The organism is Marinobacter sp. ES-1 (assembly GCF_000475255.1).
GTDB classification, from domain to species: Bacteria; Pseudomonadota; Gammaproteobacteria; order Pseudomonadales; family Oleiphilaceae; genus Marinobacter; species Marinobacter vinifirmus.
In genome coordinates, this window is record NZ_AXBV01000013.1 from 51,190 (window position 1) to 69,791 (window position 18,602).

14 protein-coding genes and 1 pseudogene are annotated in these 18,602 nt (G+C 55.4%); 1 reads left to right on the plus strand and 14 read right to left on the minus strand.

Features of this window, described 5'->3' with window-relative positions; genetic code table 11:
* Positions 1-2: 2 nt before the first annotated feature.
* The 13 genes and pseudogenes from Q668_RS17700 to Q668_RS00870 form a co-directional block, all read right to left on the minus strand.
* Entirely contained in the window at positions 3-437 is a 435-nt protein-coding gene (locus tag Q668_RS17700) for a MaoC family dehydratase (RefSeq protein ID WP_022987682.1), read from the minus strand.
* Positions 438-454: 17 nt separating this feature from the next.
* On the minus strand, positions 455-1,615 hold the full coding sequence (locus Q668_RS00815; protein WP_022987683.1) for a LegC family aminotransferase: 1,161 nt from the start codon (positions 1,613-1,615) through the stop codon (positions 455-457).
* A 7-nt stretch (positions 1,616-1,622) separates the two neighbouring features.
* The gene (locus Q668_RS00820) at positions 1,623-2,813 is read right to left on the minus strand and encodes a UDP-N-acetylglucosamine 4,6-dehydratase (RefSeq protein ID WP_022987684.1); all 1,191 of its coding nucleotides are present in this window, start codon (positions 2,811-2,813) and stop codon (positions 1,623-1,625) included.
* Positions 2,814-2,863: 50 nt separating this feature from the next.
* Positions 2,864-3,988 carry a hypothetical protein gene (locus tag Q668_RS00825; protein ID WP_022987685.1) on the minus strand — a complete coding sequence of 375 codons (1,125 nt, stop codon included), beginning with the start codon at positions 3,986-3,988 and terminating at the stop codon, positions 2,864-2,866.
* Positions 3,981-5,111, minus strand: a complete 1,131-nt coding sequence (gene rffA / locus Q668_RS00830; protein ID WP_022987686.1) for a dTDP-4-amino-4,6-dideoxygalactose transaminase — start codon at positions 5,109-5,111, stop codon at positions 3,981-3,983. Before rffA ends, Q668_RS00825 begins: the two co-directional genes overlap by 8 nt.
* Complete coding sequence (locus tag Q668_RS00835) at positions 5,108-5,671, minus strand: acyltransferase (protein WP_022987687.1); 564 nt, start codon at positions 5,669-5,671, stop codon at positions 5,108-5,110. The genes rffA and Q668_RS00835 overlap by 4 nt, the downstream gene beginning before the upstream one ends.
* Before the next feature lies 1 nt (position 5,672).
* Positions 5,673-6,554 (minus strand): glucose-1-phosphate thymidylyltransferase RfbA, encoded by an 882-nt coding sequence (gene rfbA / locus Q668_RS00840; protein WP_022987688.1) that lies wholly within the window; start codon positions 6,552-6,554, stop codon positions 5,673-5,675.
* Positions 6,555-6,744: 190 nt separating this feature from the next.
* Positions 6,745-7,818: a dTDP-glucose 4,6-dehydratase gene (gene rfbB / locus Q668_RS00845; protein WP_036218774.1), complete on the minus strand. Its 1,074-nt coding sequence runs from the start codon at positions 7,816-7,818 to the stop codon at positions 6,745-6,747.
* Positions 7,819-8,101: 283 nt separating this feature from the next.
* Positions 8,102-9,631 (minus strand): annotated as a pseudogene (locus Q668_RS00850) (ATP-binding cassette domain-containing protein); the annotation flags it as partial.
* Positions 9,632-9,768: 137 nt separating this feature from the next.
* The gene (locus Q668_RS00855) at positions 9,769-11,973 is read right to left on the minus strand and encodes a polysaccharide biosynthesis tyrosine autokinase (RefSeq protein WP_022987691.1); all 2,205 of its coding nucleotides are present in this window, start codon (positions 11,971-11,973) and stop codon (positions 9,769-9,771) included.
* 15 nt (positions 11,974-11,988) lie between these two features.
* On the minus strand, positions 11,989-12,423 hold the full coding sequence (locus tag Q668_RS00860; protein ID WP_022987692.1) for a low molecular weight protein-tyrosine-phosphatase: 435 nt from the start codon (positions 12,421-12,423) through the stop codon (positions 11,989-11,991).
* Between the two features lie 6 nt (positions 12,424-12,429).
* Positions 12,430-13,551, minus strand: coding sequence for a polysaccharide export protein (locus tag Q668_RS00865; RefSeq protein WP_022987693.1), 1,122 nt, complete (start codon positions 13,549-13,551; stop codon positions 12,430-12,432).
* Between the two features lie 91 nt (positions 13,552-13,642).
* Positions 13,643-15,139 carry a capsule assembly Wzi family protein gene (locus Q668_RS00870; RefSeq protein ID WP_036218749.1) on the minus strand — a complete coding sequence of 499 codons (1,497 nt, stop codon included), beginning with the start codon at positions 15,137-15,139 and terminating at the stop codon, positions 13,643-13,645.
* Between the two features lie 729 nt (positions 15,140-15,868).
* Between Q668_RS00870 and Q668_RS00875 the strand changes: the two genes are divergently transcribed.
* Positions 15,869-17,908, plus strand: a complete 2,040-nt coding sequence (locus Q668_RS00875; RefSeq protein ID WP_022987695.1) for a vWA domain-containing protein — start codon at positions 15,869-15,871, stop codon at positions 17,906-17,908.
* Positions 17,909-18,091: 183 nt separating this feature from the next.
* Here the strand turns inward: Q668_RS00875 and rfaH are convergent, their stop codons facing one another.
* Positions 18,092-18,571, minus strand: a complete 480-nt coding sequence (rfaH, locus tag Q668_RS00880) for a transcription/translation regulatory transformer protein RfaH (protein WP_022987696.1) — start codon at positions 18,569-18,571, stop codon at positions 18,092-18,094.
* Positions 18,572-18,602: the final 31 nt, after the last annotated feature.

An 18,602-nucleotide genomic window follows, 5' to 3' on the forward strand; every position in this document is an offset into this window, starting at 1 on the left:
CTTTATCTTTGTTTTGGGATAAACACTTTCGCCCTACCCTCGAGCACTCGCCGTCCTTTGACTTCACAGCGAGTGTCAAACTCTAGCGACTGGCCGGAGTCATCAATCGAAACGAGCTCCGCTGTCGCGACCACCTCATCTCCAATGTAGACAGGCCTTTTGAAAACTAATGATTGCTCTGCATACACACAACCGGCCCCAGGAAACTGAGTACCAAAAATACCGGAGAACAAGGAAGCGGAAAGTAAGCCATGCGCAATCCTCTTCTTATATCGCGACTCAGATGCGTAATCATCATCAAGGTGAATGGGGTTAGTGTCGCCCGAGATTTCTGCGAACCCCCTTACGGACTCATCATCCATCAACTTACAGGCTGTATAGCAAGATCCCAGCAAAGATTCTCGGAGATTAGGATCGGTGATTGGAACTAGGCTCATCACTATTGCTCCTTGTTCTAAACGACTGCGCTAGAGTTTCTGATAACCACACTACTCGGCAAATTCACCACCCGCGCTTCCAGCCACTCCGAATTACTCAGATCACCACGGCGACAACTCTGATACATGGCCAGATGGTTCATCAACGCCCAGATGGGCCGGGTCATGACCCCTTGCTGGTTGGTGGATTCAAGCAGCTCGTCTCTGTGGGCTTTGTCCTCACAGATTACCGCGCTTAACCAGTAATTCGAGCGGCAGTCTGCAGGCTCCTTCACGAACTCCAGGTCTGTGCCTGAGAAGAACCCTTCGTAAGCGGCAGCTAAGGCCCGCTTGGCCTCGATGAAAGTTTCCAGCTGCTCCAACTGGGCGCACCCCAGTGCAGCATTCAGGTTGGGTAACCGGTAGTTATACCCCAGCTCGTCGTGTATGTACTCGAAGGGGTGCGGCTTCTTGGCGGTGGTGGTCAGGTGTTTGGCGCGAGTGGCCAACGCCTCGCCGGCCAGGATCATCCCGCCGCCACCGGTGGTCATGATTTTATTGCCATTAAAGCTGAGCGTGCCCAGCGCGCCAAAGGTACCGGTGTGCTTACCCTTGTAATAGCTACCCAGAGATTCGGCCGCGTCTTCTACCAACGCAATATTCCAGCGGCGGGTGACCGACACCAGCCCATCCAGGTCCGCAGGATGGCCGAAGGTGTGCATGGGCACACAGGCCCGAACCACCTTGTTATCTGCGCGGGTGCGGCAAACGCCTTCGGAGTCCAGCTTTGTATGCTCGTCCAGCCAGGCTTCGAGCGCCTTGGCGGACAGCCCCAGAGTGTCACGGTCTACATCGATAAACACCGGTTCAGCATTGCAGTAGGCGATAGCATTACAGGTGGCCACAAAGGTAAGCGGCTGGGTAATGACCAAATCACCCGCCTCTACGCCCGCAAGCTTCAACGCAATGTGCAGGGCGGCCGTTCCGTTGACCGTGGCGACCGCCTTGGGCGAGCCAGTGTAACCGGCCATATCCTGCTCGAACCGGTCCACATAGGCGCCAACGCTGGAGACAAAGGTAGACTCGATGGTGTCAGCCACGTATTCCTTCTCACGGCCGGGAAATACCGGGGCGTGAAGCGGGATAAACTCGTTGGTTCCGAAATAGTCTCTGACAAACCGGATCAGTTGGTCGCTCAAAGCTGCCTCACATTTTGCTGTCGAGATATTTGCCGGTTTCTTTGTGCCCGAAATCCGGAATCATGCGGTAGAACAGGTCCACCAGGTCCTGCTTGGTCCAGTCCAGGTCTTGCTTCATCGCGGCAATTCGATCTTCGAACTCCGCTAGCAATTGCTCATCAAAATCGGCTTCGTTCTTGATGATGCCAAGATTCTCGAAGCGCTCCATATCCAGTGTTTCCTGATCGGTGAAAAACTCTTCAAAGTCTTTCTCACCGGTGGTATCGCTGGAGGTGAACAGGCATGGCCACTTGCCTTGCTCCGGGAGGGTTTTCGCCAGTTCCCGGGCCTCGTCTTCATCACTGCACAGCACCGCCTCAAAGCCCTTTGCCTCCAGGTACTTCACGGCGATATCGGCAAACGAAATCAGGTGAAGCTGTTCGCTGAGCTTCGGGAAGAAGATGTCCCGATTGTCGCCAAAGATGCAAGACATCAGGCACAGCTCACCGGACTCTTTCGGAGTAACGAAATAACGACGAACATCGTTCGGCGCAACAATCGGCTGGCGTTTTTCCAGGCGCTGGTTAAAACCATGCAGCAGGGAACCATCAGAAAACGCTACGTTGGCAAAGCGGGCGGTGGAAATGTCCATCTGCAGGCTTCTGCGCATCAGGAACATTTCCATGATGCGCTTGGACGCGCCCATCATGTTGACCGGGTTGGCCGCCTTGTCGGTGGACACACAGAAGTATTTTTTGGCGCCAGCATCAATCGCCTGCCGCAGCGTTTTGTCGGTATTGAAAACGTTTACATCCACCATGCGCATGAGGGTGTATGGATCTTTTTCGCTGCGCACGTGCTTTAGGGCGGAGAGGTTCAGAATGTAATCGTAGCCGCCGTCCGCCTTAAAGAATGCATCGTACTCGAGCGAACCGATGTCCAGTGCGAAGGTGCGGAAATCGCCCGGGATGTAACCGAAGCTGCTGCGGATATCGCGCACTAGTTCCACTAAGTTGTTTTCACTGATGTCTACTACGTGGAGTTTGGCGGGGTTGCGCTTGAAGATTTCTTTGGTGACGGCCTGGCCTATGGAGCCGGCTCCGCCCAGGACGAGAAAGCGGGAGGAGCTGACGATTTCGGCTAGTTGGCTTTCGTGGTTGGTAATGTCGTTGGAGAAGAGTTCTTTTTCTCGGCCGATGAGGGTTAGGATTGAAGTCATGCTTTACCTGGATATCAGAGACAGCGAGGGCTAAAGTAGTAGTGAATCAATTAAGAATACAGCGATGCAAGGACAGATAGAGACCTCAGTTCCTCAGCACACACATTTTTTGCACTTTCGATAGGATCAAAGCCACTTCCGTTAAAAAAATTGGCATCTATGTCTTTCTCATGATCAAAAACGTATAGGTCAACGCCATAGCATTTTTCTAAAAAGGTATGATTTGGAGAATTCCTACGTACTGCAATTCGGCCTCGGCCCCACTTGGCAAAAAGTCTGGCAGTACTCGCCCCACCACGATCCTGAAGGATAAGGTGGGTGCATGAAGCTAACATTGAATTATACATCTGAGGCGACATTGGAGCTAAGTAGGTAATATTAAAAAAATCGCGACCAATAATCTTTCTGTATAGTCCGAACGCTTCGACAATAAGCCTTCGACTCGGGCTAATGAAACAAAAAAAATCGGTATTTGGCGCATATTTTTGGAAAACAGGATTCTTTAGAAACTTAAATAAATCCTTCCAAGAATATCCCTTGGTGCCCACAAGGACGCGATGGTTCCCGACTCCATACTCAAAGTTCTCACAAAATACTCGACGCATCATTTCTGAATATTCGTGAGGTAGCACATCAAAAACGATACTGGCATCTATAAACTCAATATCACGCCTGTTCGAAACCTCACGTATTTTATCGTGAAAGTAGGGCTTCGGGGCTATAAAATACCTAACCCGCTTAAGCACAGAAATACAATCAGATGAAATATGTAAACTCGGGTCTTCTAATAACTGCCCATTAGCAGCATGATTAATTTTCCAGCGGTCGACCTCATCATCGGTGATGAAAATGTGAATTTTCTCAAGAAATTCGTCATGAGCGTCAATTAATCGCTTAACAATTGGAGAGTTCCATTCGTTCAAAGACATGAACGTCAAGCTTTTGGCCTTAGATAAACTTTCAATTCCTACATCTTCATAATTCACGTAGGCGACGTCGATTAATCTGGGCGAACTGACTGGCTTCATGCCACTCTTGAATACAACTGAAACAATGCATTCAGCTGGCAAACCGAGCCTGGCGATCAATGCGTCGCCAAAGAGGTAAAAAAAGCGGTCGCGATCGCTGATAAAAAATACGTGTTTCCCGTCCAAGTCCATCAAATTCTTACTCATAGAAAGAAATAACCGCCTCGACAACCTGTTTTAGCTCTTGTTCCGAAATGCCAAAAAACATTGGCAATCTCACCAACCGCTCGCTTTCGGCGGTAGTGAAGCGATCTTCGCCGTGGAATCGCCCGAATGCAGCACCGGCTTTGGCGGTATGTAACGGCACATAGTGAAATACTGCAAGAATATCCCGGCGTTTCAAATGCTCCAGCAACGCGGTACGCTCTTCCAGCCCGGAGGTTTTGAGGTAAAACATATGGGCGTTTTGAGCGCAGGCGCCTGGAATGGTTGCAAGTTCAATGCGCCCCTGTTCCGCATGCGGCTGCAGGTGTTGCCAGTAATATTGCCAGGCGTTCAGGCGTGATTCATTGATTTCGGTTGCATGCTCCAACTGAGCCCACAGGTATGCGGCCTGCAATTCGCTCGGCAAATAACTACTGCCAATATCCACCCACTGGTACTTGTCTACCATACCCCGGAAGAACTGGCTCCGGTTGGTGCCTTTCTCCCGAATGACCTCCGCACGCTCTGCGAAACGCTCATCATTGATGATCAGCAGACCACCTTCACCGCCACTGGTATAGTTCTTGGTTTCATGGAAGCTGAAAGCTCCCAGATGGCCGATGGTTCCCAGCGCACGCGCTTTGTAGCTGCTGATCATGCCTTGAGCTGCATCTTCAACCACGTAAAGGTTATGGCGCCCTGCAATGGCCATGATGGAGTCCATCTCGCAGGCAACACCAGCGTAGTGCACAGGCACGATGGCTCGGGTTTTGGGAGTGATTGCTGCCTCGATCAGGCGTTCATCGATATTCATGGTATCGGGCCGGATATCCACGAAAACGATCTTTGCGCCCCGGAGTACGAAGGCATTTGCCGTGCTTACGAAGGTGTAGCTCGGCATGATGACCTCATCGCCGGGCTGTATGTCGATCAAGATGGCAGCCAGCTCGAGTGCAGCAGTGCAGGAAGGAGTCAGCAGTGTTTTCTTGGCTGGAAGGTTGGCTTCAAACCAGTTCTGGCATTTTTTGCCGAAAGGGCCATCGCCGGAGAGTTTGTTACTCTCCAGCGCCTGTTTGATATATTGCTCTTCAGCACCCGTAACAGGCGGTTTGTTAAACGGGATCATTTTTGCTGCTCTTTCAAAAATTGCGCTTCGAGTTCTAGAAGATCCTGCTTGCGATCTTTGATTCTTCGGGCGGGGTTGCCTGCATAGATACCCCAGGGTTGGGTGCTTCTGTTCACTAGAGTCATCGCACCGACGGAGCACCCTTCAGCCAAATCTACACCTGGAAATACCATCGAACTTGCACCAATAATCACGTGCCTGCCAATTCGAATCGCGGCTTTACGCTCACACTTGAATTTGTCACTGACGGTAGGGTTCGTTAGCGTTCGACCGGAATAGTCATCCGATTGTGAAAACACCTGAACTCCGTACGCCAGCCCGGAAAAGTCGTCCATAAAGATGCCCTTTTCGCCCCCCGCGACCAAACAAAAGGGCGCAATATGAACATACTTTCCAATAGCCACGCGGCCCGATATCACGCAAAAATCATCAATCCTTGAGAAATCACCTAGCTCAATCTGATCAGGATTATAAATACTCGCCTTGTCACTGACTTTTACGCTCTCACCTAGAGCCTTGAAGCCCATCGACAAAAGCTGCTCTTTAGACAGATAAGCCATCCTATTCCTCGCCCCTCGCCAAAGCCTTCAAATAATCTCCATAGTTGTTTTTTTGGAGTTGCAAAGCTTGCTGTTCAAGCTGCTGCTGACTCAACCACCCTTGGTTGTAACCAATCTCTTCCAAGCAGGCGATCTTATAACCTTGGCGTTTCTCGATAGTTTCTACGAATTGTGCCGCTTCCAGGAGGCTTTCGTGGGTACCAGTATCCAACCACGCAAAACCTCGGCCTAACAGGTTTACCTTCAATTCGCCTTTTTCAAGATACGCCCGGTTCACGTCTGTAATTTCCAGTTCACCACGATTTGATGGCTGAACAGATTTGGCAATGTTGATCACTTTGTTGTCGTAAAAATAAAGACCAGTAACCGCAAAGTGTGATTTTGGCTTAGTGGGCTTTTCTTCAATAGAAATAGCTTTTTGAGCACTATCGAACTCAACCACGCCGAACCTTTCCGGGTCTTTTACCTGGTAACCGAACACAGTAGCCCCACCCTGTTTGTTCACTTGCTCCACCGCTTCATGAAGCTTGGGAGTAAATCCTTGGCCGTAGAAGATGTTATCGCCCAGTACCAGGCACACGCTGTCGTTACCGATGAACTCTTCGCCGATGATAAAGGCCTGAGCTAGGCCGTCCGGGCTTGGCTGGATTTCGTAGCTGAGGTTGATGCCGAATTGTTCGCCGGTGCCGAGTGCGCGCTTGAAGCCGGCCTGATCTTCCGGGGTGGTGATGATGAGGATATCCCGGATGCCCGCCAGCATGAGTACAGAGAGCGGGTAGTAGATCATGGGTTTGTCGTACACCGGCAGGAGTTGTTTGGAGGTGCCGAGTGTTATGGGGTACAGGCGGGTGCCGGAGCCGCCTGCCAGGATTATTCCTTTCACTTTTGCTTCCTTGACTTCAATTCGGAGTGTGAGGGGACCACCCGCTGATCAAATTTGGTGCCATGGGGGTCTGTCCACGTAGGGACAGACCCCTTCGAGACTTTTTTTGCCACGAAATCCGCTAAAGGACACGAAATAAAAATAAAGAATAAAAGATTTTTTTGTGTTCTTTCGTGGATTTAGTGGCAAATCAATTGTTTGTTCCCAGGCGTTCGCGCTGGTAGCTGCCATCCTGTACGCGCTGGCACCAGTCGAGGTTGTCGAGGTACCACTGGACGGTTTTGCGGATGCCGGTTTCGAAGGTTTCTTCGGGGGCCCAGCCCAGTTCTTTCTGGATTTTGCTGGCGTCTATGGCGTAGCGCATGTCATGGCCGGGGCGGTCTTGCACAAAGGCAATCAGATCCCGATAGCTGCGCTCCTGCGGGCGGAGTTCCTGGAGGATGTCGCAGATGGTGTGCACTACGTCGATGTTCTGTTTTTCGTTGTGGCCGCCGATGTTGTAGGTTTCGCCGGGTTGGCCTTCGGTGACGACTTTGTAGAGGGCGCGGGCGTGGTCTTCCACAAACAGCCAGTCGCGGATCTGGTCGCCTTTGCCGTATACCGGGAGCGGCTTGCCTTCCAGGGCGTTGAGGATCATCAACGGGATGAGCTTTTCCGGGAAGTGGTAGGTGCCGTAGTTGTTGGAGCAATTGGTGACCAGTACCGGCAGGCCGTAGGTGCGTTGCCAGGCGCGTACCAGGTGGTCTGAGCTGGCTTTGCTGGCACTGTACGGGCTGCTGGGGGCGTAGGCGGTTTGTTCGGTGAACAGGTGCTCTTCCGCGTTTGGCGTTTCGCTCGGATGCGGGAGGTCGCCGTAGACTTCGTCTGTGCTGATGTGGTGGAAGCGGAAGTTGGCTTTCTTTTCGGCTTCCAGCGCCTGCCAGTATTGGCGGGTGGCTTCCAGCAGGGTGTAGGTGCCTACGATGTTGGTTTCGACAAAGTCTGCCGGGCCATCTATGGAGCGGTCTACGTGGCTCTCGGCCGCCAGGTGCATGATGGCGTCTGGCTTGTGTTGGGCCAGTACGCGGTCTACTTCGGCGCGGTTGCAGATGTCGACTTGTTCGAAACTGTAGCGTTCGTTATCGCTGACCTCGGCCAGGCTTTCGAGGTTGCCGGCGTAGGTGAGTTTGTCGAGGTTGACCACTTCATCGTTGGTGTGGGTGATGATGTGGCGAATTACGGCGGAGCCTATGAAGCCGGCGCCGCCGGTGACTAGGAGTTTCATAGAGTTCTTCTCAGGCATGATCTGCCATCCGCTTGAAAACATCGTTGCGCTGGCAAAGTTCGGCGTAGGTTCCCTGATCTGTCACTTGGCCATTGGCCAGAAGGTAGATGGAGTCGCACTTTTTAACGGTAGCCAAACGGTGCGCAATCATGATGATGGTTTTCTTGCCGGAGAAATCATGAATTGCGTCCATAATCAGTTTTTCCGTAATGCCATCCAGTGCGCTGGTGGCCTCATCCAGAATAAGAACATCTGCATCGTGGTAGAGCGCACGGGCAATGCCAATGCGCTGGCGCTGGCCACCTGAAAGCTGAACACCCCGCTCCCCGACTCTGGTGTTTAATCCTTCCGGCAGCTCTGCCAGTAGCTCATCCAAATGGGCCATGGTGGCTGCTCGCTGTACCTTTTCTTCATCTACCAACTCGGGGGGCAAGCCGAAAGCTATGTTCTCGCGGATGCTGCTGTCGGCCAGGAAGATGGATTGCGGCACGAATCCCAGGGAATTCTGCCAGGCGCGGAGCTGCTGTTTCGTGATCGGTTTACCGTCGATCAGTAACTCACCGTTTTCCGGCTGGATGAGGCCAAGCAAGATATCTATAGCTGTCGACTTTCCTGAGCCAGAGGCGCCTACAAGGCCGATAACTTGGTTGACGCCTATGTTGATCGTTAAATCCCGAAGCGCAGGCTCTGCTTTGCCGGGGTAGGTGAACTGTACGTTTTTGAGTTCGATAGTCTTGCGGGGGGCTAAATGCTCGCCGGAGTTCTCACTGGGGGCAAGCTGAAGGGTTGCTGTTGCGCTGGCTCTCAGGTCATCGCGGAGCCCTTCGAAGGCAGTCAGGTTACCTCGTATGCCGGAAATACTGCTGTATATTAGCTGAAAGGCCGGAAGCAACTTGAAACCTGCCAGGGCATAGACGGAGAGCAATGGCAGTATGGTGCCCAGGTTGCCGTCGTGAGCGGCGAGCAGGTACAGAATCAGGAAGATTACGCTGCCAAAGGCCACTAGCTCCATGACGAAGCGGGGTACCTGGCTCATTACCTGGTTTTTGCCTTGGGCATCGGCAAAGCGGATGCTGGCTTGATCAAACCGGTCCGTGAAAACCTGCTGCCTACCAAGCAGGAGTGCATCCTTAATGCCGCCGAACCCTTCCCCCATTAACTTGAAGCGCATACGCTGGGCAGAAGTGATGGTGCCGCCGTTTCTGATCAGGCGTTGGCGCACGATTCTGTACATGGCCATATAGGCTACTGCGAAGATGACTAATCCGGTGATAGCCACTGCCGGGTTGAAGATAAAGATTGCTACGGCCATGAGTGCGGCCATCACGATGCGGGCGTTCATCTGCATTAACGGGTTGATGATGCCGTTAGTAATTCGCCCGCATTCCTGTGCAATCTGGTTGGTGAGTTGGCTGCTGCTACCACTGGCGTGGAAAAGCCAGGGTTGGTGCATGTAATGGCTGTACAGGCGGCTGCTGAGCTCTGCGCCAACCCTTGCACCGTACATGGACAGGCGCCAGATGGTGAACATGGAAATGAGTGCAGCGATGGTAAGGGCCACCAGAACGCCGATGCCTGTCCAGAACAGGAATGTGCGGGGGTCTTCTAAGCCGCTCATGCGGTAAATGTCGCCTACTATGCCGTCGCCTTGGAGTTGGCTCATGTCTCCTACCAGGGCCATGAAGGGGCCGATGGAGAGTACGCTGCCCAGCTCTGCGAAGGCCATGAGGACGACCAGGAATTGGAGGCGGCGGAGCTTTTTGCGCTGCTCGTTGGTTAGGAGGGAGTAGAGTTCTTTTAGCTGGGTGAACATTAATGGGTGCTTTTTTGGTGATTGGCGCTGGATTGGTGATTGTCGCTGGCTTTGGTGGGGGTCTGACCTCGTAGGGTCAGACCCCTTTGTAGATTGCTGGTTGTGGGGGCGTGGGGTCAGCCCCCTTTGTAGCCTGCTTACTCGGATTTGTAGGAGTAGTTGTAGTACCCGTAATACCCGTAACTGGTCGCCGCTTTCTTTTCCATGGCGTTCAGGATTGTGCCCTTGAGGGTAACGCCACCGGTGGCCAGACGGTTTTCGGCTATCTGGATTTCTTTGGGGGTGTTTTGCCCAAAGCGCACGACCATCAGGGTGGTGCCGCATTGTTTGCCGATGATGGCGGCGTCTGTTACCGCGAGGATCGGTGGGGTGTCTATGATTACCAGGTCAAAGTGTTCGCTCAGGTAATCCAGGAACTCGGTGAATCTGGCCTGCATGAGCAGTTCTGAGGGGTTGGGCGGGGCGCTGCCTCGGCTTACCCAGCTCAGACCTTCTACTTCAGATGTTTTTACGGCTTGTGCGAATTCCAGTTTGCCGGAGAGCACTTCCGAAAGGCCGTTGTGGGAATCCTGTTTGAAGGCTTCGTTTAGGTGGCCTTTGCGCATGTCGCCGTCGACCACCACCACCTTTTGGCCGGCCTGGGCGCAGATGGCGGCCAGGTTACTGGCCATGAAGCTTTTACCGATGGCGGGGCTTGGGCCGGTGATGACCAGGCGGTTGTCGCTGCCTTCCATCATGGCGAAGTGTAAAGAGGTACGCAGGCCGCGGATGGCTTCTATGGAGAGGTCGGCCGGGTTGCGTACGGCCAGCAGGCCACCTTTGGATTTGGCTTTGCGCTTGCCGGCTTTCTTGCCTTTGGCGCTGCGGCGGTTTTCTTCTTCAGACAGAGGCACGGTGGCATAGACCGGCAGGTCCAGGTCTTCCAGCTGTTCCGGCGATACGATGCCCCGGTTAAAGGCGGCGCGCAGCAGTACGATGATCATGGCCAGCAGCAGGCCGCTCATGCCGGCCACGGCGACGATCAGGTTGCGCTTGGGGGCTACCTGGCCTTGCACTACGGCGTCGTCCAGTATGCGTACGTTACCCACGGTGCCGGCCCGGGCCAAGCGCAGCTCCTGCATGCGGTTGAGCAGTTGCACGTAGATTTCCTGGGTGACTTGTACATCCCGGCTCAGGCGCAGGATTTGCTGCTGGGTTTCTGGCAGGTTGCCGGTGCGCTCTTCCAGGCGGGCTTTTTCACGCAGCAGTTGTTCTTTCTTTTCAAGCAGGGAGCGGTACACCGGGTGGTTGGGGGTAAAGCGCCGGGCCAGTTCGGTTTCCTGCAGCTGGAGTTCGTTCAGGCTGGCTTCGATGCTCACCAGGCTGTTGAGGGCGTTCTGGGTTTCAAAGCTGAGGTCTATGCTGTCGCTTTGCAGGCGGTATTCGTTCAGGCGGTTTTCGGCTTCGTTGAGCTGTTCCCGTAATTTGGGAGCCTGCTCCTCCAGAAACTCGAGACTCTTTTCAGCCTCGGCCGCCTGACGGGCAACGTTCTGCGTTAAAAATACCTGGGTCGTGGCATTCAGGCTTCGCACCAGCTCGTCCCTGTCTGGCCCGCTCAGCGTAAGTCGCAGAATACCGGTACCGCGCTGATCCTGAATACCAAGCCGCCCTTTCAGGCCGCCGATGGCGGATAGGTGGCTTCTTTTTACAACGGTGAATACGGCTCCGGCTGGCGCGTTGAGTTCCGCAACGGTCAGTTCCAGCCAGGGCTCTTCCACCGTGAGCTTCTGGCCAACCATACCTTGCCCTAACTCGCTGCCTTGTGTGTCCTTCAGCAGATAACGGCCGTTACCCAGAGACTGCAACGACATCACCATGGTGTTGGTTGCGTGGCTGGTAACCAGCTCTTTGATTTCCAGTGTTTCACCTGCCCACACGGATGGCTTGCCTTCCATGAATCCCGGGCGGGTTATGCCTTTTCTCCGCGGCCAGTCTCCGAGTATTGGTAGGCTGGTGGGCTGAATGGCGATATCCAGATCGGTCTGGTTAACCACTTTCCCCAAAATCATGCGGGAGCGGAAAATCTCGATTTCTGTACTGGTATCGCTGCCACCATTGCCGCCCAGCATCTGACCCATATCTGCTCCGGGAATGGTTCCGGATTTCTTTTCTACCTGTACCAGGGCGTCTGCCTGATAAATGGGCGTTTGGAGTGTCGCGTACACCAGACCAGCGGCAGTGAATATCACAGCCATGACTGCAATGAAAATTTTGTGGTCCCACAGGCTGCCGAGCAGAAAGCCGATGTCGATTTCGTCGTTGTCTTGCCGGTTGGTTGCTGCGGTATTGTTTGCTTGGGTCATTCGTGGCTCTTGGAGTTATTTCAATCGGGGAAGCCAGGCGGTTACGGCTTCTTCGAGTAGTTGGTGTACGTGGGCGAAGGCTTCGCGGCTTTTTTTGTAGGGGTCCGGGATGTCTGGCCGGCCCGGGAGCCAGTGGCCAATGAGCATGGTTTTGCCGGAGGCGGTTGGGTCCAGCTCTGCTACCCGGGCTTTCTGGCCTTCGCTCATTACCAGTATGAGGTCTGCATTTCTGAACATGGCGGTGGTGGCCTGGCGGGCTTTGTGTTCGCTCACATCGAGGCCGGCTTGCCGGGCCAGTTCCGCTGCGCTCGGGTCTGTTGGGTGGTCTACCAGCGCGCCAAGGCCGGCGGACTCCACCGCTTTACCCGGCAGGCCGGCTTTGAACATGGCTTCAGCCACCGGGCTGCGGCAGATGTTGCCGGTGCAGAGCACGAGTATGCGGTTGAACATACGGGGTTAGTCGCCCAGGTTTACAGCGCGGTCACCCAGGAACAGGGCGGTAAACGACGGCACCAGCAGCGACACAACGCGATTCCAACGCGCCAACGGGGCAGCGGTTACGTACACCATATCGCGGTTGTTAAGGGTGAAGCCGTCTGCCAGTACCAGGGCAGTGGCGTCTTTCAGGTTGAGCTGGTACATGTCGATGAGGTGGTCGCTGTCTGGGTCAGCATTCTCGGTACGGCGCACCACAAATACGCCGGTGGCATCAGACTGGCGCTCGTTCAGGCCGCCTGCGTTGGATATCGCTTCGGCCAGGGTGAGGCCGTTGCGGCCCATAGGCAGGGTTTTGGTGCTGCCCACTTCGCCCAGCATGAAGACTTTCTGGTCATCGCCCAGAGGGACGTTGATGACGTCGCCCTGCTGCAGAAGTACGTTATGCAGTTTGTTGCCGGTTTCGTAGATGGCTTTAAGTGACAGGCGGTAGTCTTTGCCATCCCGGGTAAGGGTTACATTGCGCCAGTCTGCGCCCTCTTCCAGCCCGCCAGCCAGGCTGACCACATCCACCAGCCGGGTGGGTACGTTAGTGAGCGGGTACACACCGGGTTCATCAACCGCGCCGCTTACATAGACACGCTGGCTGCGAAAATCCGCAACTGAGACATCAACTTGCGGAGCTTCAATGTAGCGGGCCAGGCGGCTGGCGACTTCTTCCCGCACTTCCTGGGTGGTCAAGCCGGCCACTTGCACGTAGCCGATGTAGGGGTAATAGATAGTGCCGTTTTCATTAACCACGTTACCGGATTCCTGCGAACTGCGGTTGGAGCCGGCAGGTATGGTGAGTTCCGGGTGGTCCCATACGGTGATTTGCAGTACGTCGCCAATGCCGATTTTGTATTGGTAGTCGCTGTCTTCACGAACCAGGTTTGGCGCCGGTGGCGGTACGTCGGCCACGATGGCGTTGCGCAGGGTGTCTGGGCCTATGCGTTTTACTTGTACCAGGTGGGTGAAGTCTTCTTCCGGTGGGCTTTGGTAATCCGGGTTCCAGCCGCTGGTGTTGATGTGCGAGCCGGGGGCAAAGGCACAGCCGGACAGTGCCAGCACGGCGGCCAGGGTGATGAGTGTACGCAATACCATAGTTGAAATGCCGGGATGTTTTTTTGGTTATCAGGCCGGTGATGATAGCCGGATTATGGATTTGTTGCATTAGTCAGGTTTCAGGCGTTGGTCAGAAACGGTAGCGCCAGCTGGCACTCGCGGACCATTGGTCCAGCTCTATGCCTGCAAGCTGGATTTTCTTTTCGGTGCCCCGCAGGTTGAGGTCCAGCCGGCCGTTGAACAGGGCGGTGCCGTAGCCCAGGTTGACGATACCGGTTTTCTGGTGGGTGGCGGGGATGTAGTAGCGCACGTCTGGGTCTGGCATTTGCGCGCGTACCTGGCCATCGCTGTTAAATTCGGCGTAGCTGAAGGTTAGCGAGAGGTTGTTGCCGTTGTCGAAGAACTGGTGCGCGCCCAGGGTGAGGGTTTCGGCATCGCCTTCGAAGCTGTTGGCCAGGTTGCGGCCGTGGTGCCGGTAACCGGTGCGGTACTGGAAGTGTTCGTAGGTGACGTTGGGCATGGCATCGCCCAGGAAGTCATCGGCGGTGGTGTTGCTGTATTCCAGGAACCATTGCTGGTCTGTGTTGAACAGGCCGGTGGTCCAGTCTGTGCCCAGCAGCCAGGATTTGCGGGCCGGGAAGGCGCCGGCTTCGTCTTCGCCCATCATTTGGGTGTACAGGCCCATGGATTGGTTGCCCAAGGCGAAGCCATAGCGGATGTCAATGCTGCCGAGCTGGTTGCCGGGGTCCTGGCCTTCGCCTTGCTGGCCGTTTTCTTTACCGATGAGCGCATCCCACAGGGCGGAGCTGTTTTCCGGCTGCCCTTCCCCACCAAACTGAATGGCGCGGGACAGGCCGATATCCAGCCCTTGCACAGGGCGGAAGGTGAAGCGCATGCCGATGAGTTTGGCGTTATCGATGGTGCGTTTGTCCTGAAACTGGCCGGCGAACACGGTGAGGTTCCAGGGGCCAATCCAGCTGAGCCATTTGGAGGTTGGTGCCAGATCCCGCTTGCGGTTGAGCCATACGGCGGGCATGGGCCGGGCGTTGTTGGAGAGAATCAGGCTGGACTGCCAGCCCGGGCCCCACCAGCGTTCGATGGCGCCTGCGCCCAATACCCAGTTACCGAGAGTGCCGGCCAGGTAGCTGCCGTCGTAGCGGTATTGTTCGTCGTCTGTGGGGTTGGCCACCACGGTGGGTGACAGGCCGATGGCAAAGTGTTCGCCCTGCCATTGCCAGTCCAGCGTGGCCTGGCCTTCTTCCTGCCGCGCGTTGCCGAAGCCTTGTACCAGGGGCTGCTCAGTGCTGCCCGCCAGGATGAATTCGGCCCTTGTGCCTGTGCGGAACTGCGCCCGTTCTTCGGCATTCAGGTAGGCCATGGCGCCTGCGGTGGCGGTTGGGTCTGAGGTAACGCTGGGGTTGATGTCTTGCGCCACCGTGCTCCACATTACCGGCCAGGTGGATACCGTACGATCAAAATGGCCGCGGTCCGCCAGCTTTTGCAAGGCAAAACGCGTGCGGCTGTCGCCGGGTTCAATCCAGGGGGCTGCATGGGTAGTCGCGGTGTAGGAAAGCGCCGTCAGGCACGCTACCGCCCCACCGACCAGGGTCCAGTGTTTTGAGGGCATAAGAAGACTGTTCAACGTATGGACAAGGGGGCAGCGGCTGTGCCGGAGGGAAGATTTCCCAACTGACTCCTTGTCAGGGTTATGAGGATTTGCTCGAAAACCGGCGCGATTGTACGGGTTCCGGTGTTACAAACAAGTGACATCTTAGGCCAATAATTCAAAATCAAGGACTTACACCTCAAAAACAATGTAAAAAATTGCAAACCGGAATCTGCGAAGGAATCTGACAAAGGAATCTGACAAAGGGGTCTGACCCCACGGGTCAGACTCCCTGCCTACTCCGAACTCCCTGCCTACTCCCTGCCTTCTCCAGAGCCATTCTCTAACCAGGAGATCGCCGCCGGCAGAAGGGTGGGGTCAGGCCACGTAGGGCCCGACCCCTTTGAAGCCTGCAAGGTCTGGCGCACATGACCCAAAGGCTACAAAGGCGTCAGACTCCCCACCCAACCCAGCGCCATTCACCAAGTAAAGCATAAAACCCCACAAACGATAAAATTTAAATGCAAACTTGAAACACTCCAGTTATGCCACTACTCTCTACATGTCGGCCGAAGGATTCGGCCAGTAGTGACACAAGAAAGGATTCTTCCTCATGCAGTTTTTCTCTCTCCCACAGTTTTCTCTCTTCTCGCACCAGGGCCCGGGCTGCCTGGTGTGGGTTTTCGCCTGTGCGCTTGCAGGCGTTTGCGGTTTCCCCTGCCCGGAACAAAAACACCAAGGAGTTAAAGGATGAACAAGGTAAGGTTTGGGCGGTCTGCGCTGGCTGCTGCTATGGCGGCTTCTTCGTTGTCTTTGAGCGGTTGCTGGCTTACGGATAACGATGGGGCTTACATTCCCGATGATGACGATATGGGGCTGTTTGCCGTGGCCGGGAACATTCCAGCCAACGGCGTGTGCCCGGAAGGCGGCCGAGAGATTGCCGCAGGGCTGGATGCCAACTTCAACAGCATTCTGGATGCCGATGAAGTTACCGACCGGGTGCAGATTTGCAGCGGCACGGTTGTGGAAAACATGGACGGCGACCTTCTGCGGGTGACCACGCTGGATACCGGCAGCGAGCGCTGTGCCAGCGGCGGCTACCTGGTGGAGGCCGTGCGCGATGGCACGGTGGAGAAGTCGTTTGACGTGTGTAATGTGGTGCCGGATGGCAACGCTGACACAGGCGAAGACACCTCCACACCGGAGGAGAACACCACTGAGGTAGAAACGGTAGCGACCGGCTCGGCAGCGGTCTCTGTTCCTGCGGAATTCGATGTGCCGGAAGAACAGCCGGGCGGCGATTTCGACGGTGCGATGATGTTTGCCGGTTCTTCGGAAGCAGTGGCGGAACCGGCGTCTGTTCAGGCATTCGCGGCTCCGGCTACGTCTCAACCGGTACGCATGGCTTTCGCCAGTTCGGCCAGCACGATGGAAGCCACTAATACTACCGCCAGCTCGCTGGCCACCCGCGAGGTAGCCTCGTTTGTGGCTGAGCGGCCGGTGATGTCTGCTGGCTCTGATGCGCGCGACGTGCTGCAGAACTTCGCCGATCAGATTAACCTGGGGGACAACGGCTTGTCGGTTGCAAACATATCTACCGGCCAGCTATTCGGCGGCATGATCTACAACGGCGTTTATACGCTATCGGTAACCAACGGCGCCAAGCCTACTGAGGTGGCCAATGCACTGGTTTCACTGCTGGGCGTGAACGCTGTGGGCGGCGAAGTGACCGGCCTGCCGGCGAGCCTGGCTTCTGAAACGCCTGAAACCGAGTTCCGCCTGTTCATGACCGTGGTGTATCAGGACCAGGGCACCCCAGAAGCCGATGACGACAAGCTGGTGCTGATTGCATCTGTAACTCCGGCCGCCAAGCTGAACACCTGGGAGAACGCGATTTCCCGCCTGAACAGCGGCCGCAACGTGTCTGCCCCGGGTGTTACCCGTACCGCCGGTGAACAGCAATTCACCGTGGAAGGCGGCAGCAACCTGGCGGACTTCCTGTTTGTGATCGACAATTCCGGCAGTATGAGCGACGACCAACAATCGCTGGCGGATGCGGCGGATTCGTTTGTGAATGTGATGCAGAGTTCCGGCCTGGATTTCCAGATTGGTACGATTAATACCGGTGAAACCATTGAACTGGCCGACACCAATGAAGACGGTGCGTTCACCAATGATCTGCAGGAGTTCCGTGATGATGTGGTGAACCAGGGCACCTACGGTTCTGCAACCGAAACCGGCATCTATAACGCTGAGCAGGCGCTGCTGTCGACCGCACAGGGCGATGCGGAGGATGGCGTGGTGACTGCGGAGGGTTACCCACGCAGTGGTTCTTCACTGTCTGTGGTGATCCTGAGCGACGAGCCCAGCCAGTACACCCGCCGCTCGGCAGGTGGTGCGGAGTTTGATCCTCAGATCAACCTGTTCACCGAACGTGGCTACACCGTGTATTCGCTGGTTGACGAGAACGACGCGCCCAACAGCCAGTACGATGACCTGGCCCTGGCCACCGGCGGCTCCTTCGGCAACATCGGCGCCACCCAGGACTTCAGCGCGTTCATGGAAGAAATCTCCAAAAACGCCGGCGGCGTAAGCAACCGCTTCGAACTGCCGGAAAACGTAGACCCGGTAACCATCGAAGTGCGCAAAAACGGCACCGTAGTTCCGGTAAGCCAGGACGCCCAAAACGGCTGGATCTACCGCCCGCTGTCGAACACCGTACTGCTGCGCGGCACCGCACTGCCAGTGGGTGGTGATGTGATCACAATTCGATATGAGGTAATTAACTAAGCCAGCTACAAAGGGGTCTGACCCTGAGTTTCAAAAGGGAGGGGTCAGGCCACGTAGGGCCCGACCCCTGAGTAGCCCGCAAGCCAGGTGCTACTTACCCTGCAGGCTACAAAGGGGTCTGACAAAGGGGTCTGACCCTACGGGTCAGACTCCCTGCCTACTCCAGAGCCAACCCCATCTCCACTAAGGCCGAATCGCCGAAACCGGCACACTAACCCGCTGCTGCTTCTGCATAAAGGTTATGAGTACAATCGCCCGCTCTTCCCCATCGTAAGCCTGAAAAATCGCCCCGATGCCCTTAAACGGCCCATCATCCAGCTCCACCGCCTGCCCCGGCTTGATACCACCCTGCTCCGCCACCTTATCCATGCTGGCCTTGATGTGATCAATCACCTCATCCGCAATCGCCGCCGGCTTATTGGCAAAACTCACCACCCGAATCACCCCCCGGGTAGACCGCAGCTTCGCCCACATAGGGTTCGTCTGCTCCAGGTTCACAAATACATACCCCGGAAATAACGGCTCCAGCCGCTTCGCCCGCTTGCCGCCCTTCACCCTCTCCACCTCAATCTTCGGGTAGAAACAGGCAACATCCTGGTTCTGCAAATGCTGAACCGCCCGATCGCCCTGCGCAGGCTTATGTTGTAACGCGTACCAGGTCATCCCATTCCCCAATCCGGGGTCAGACCCCCGA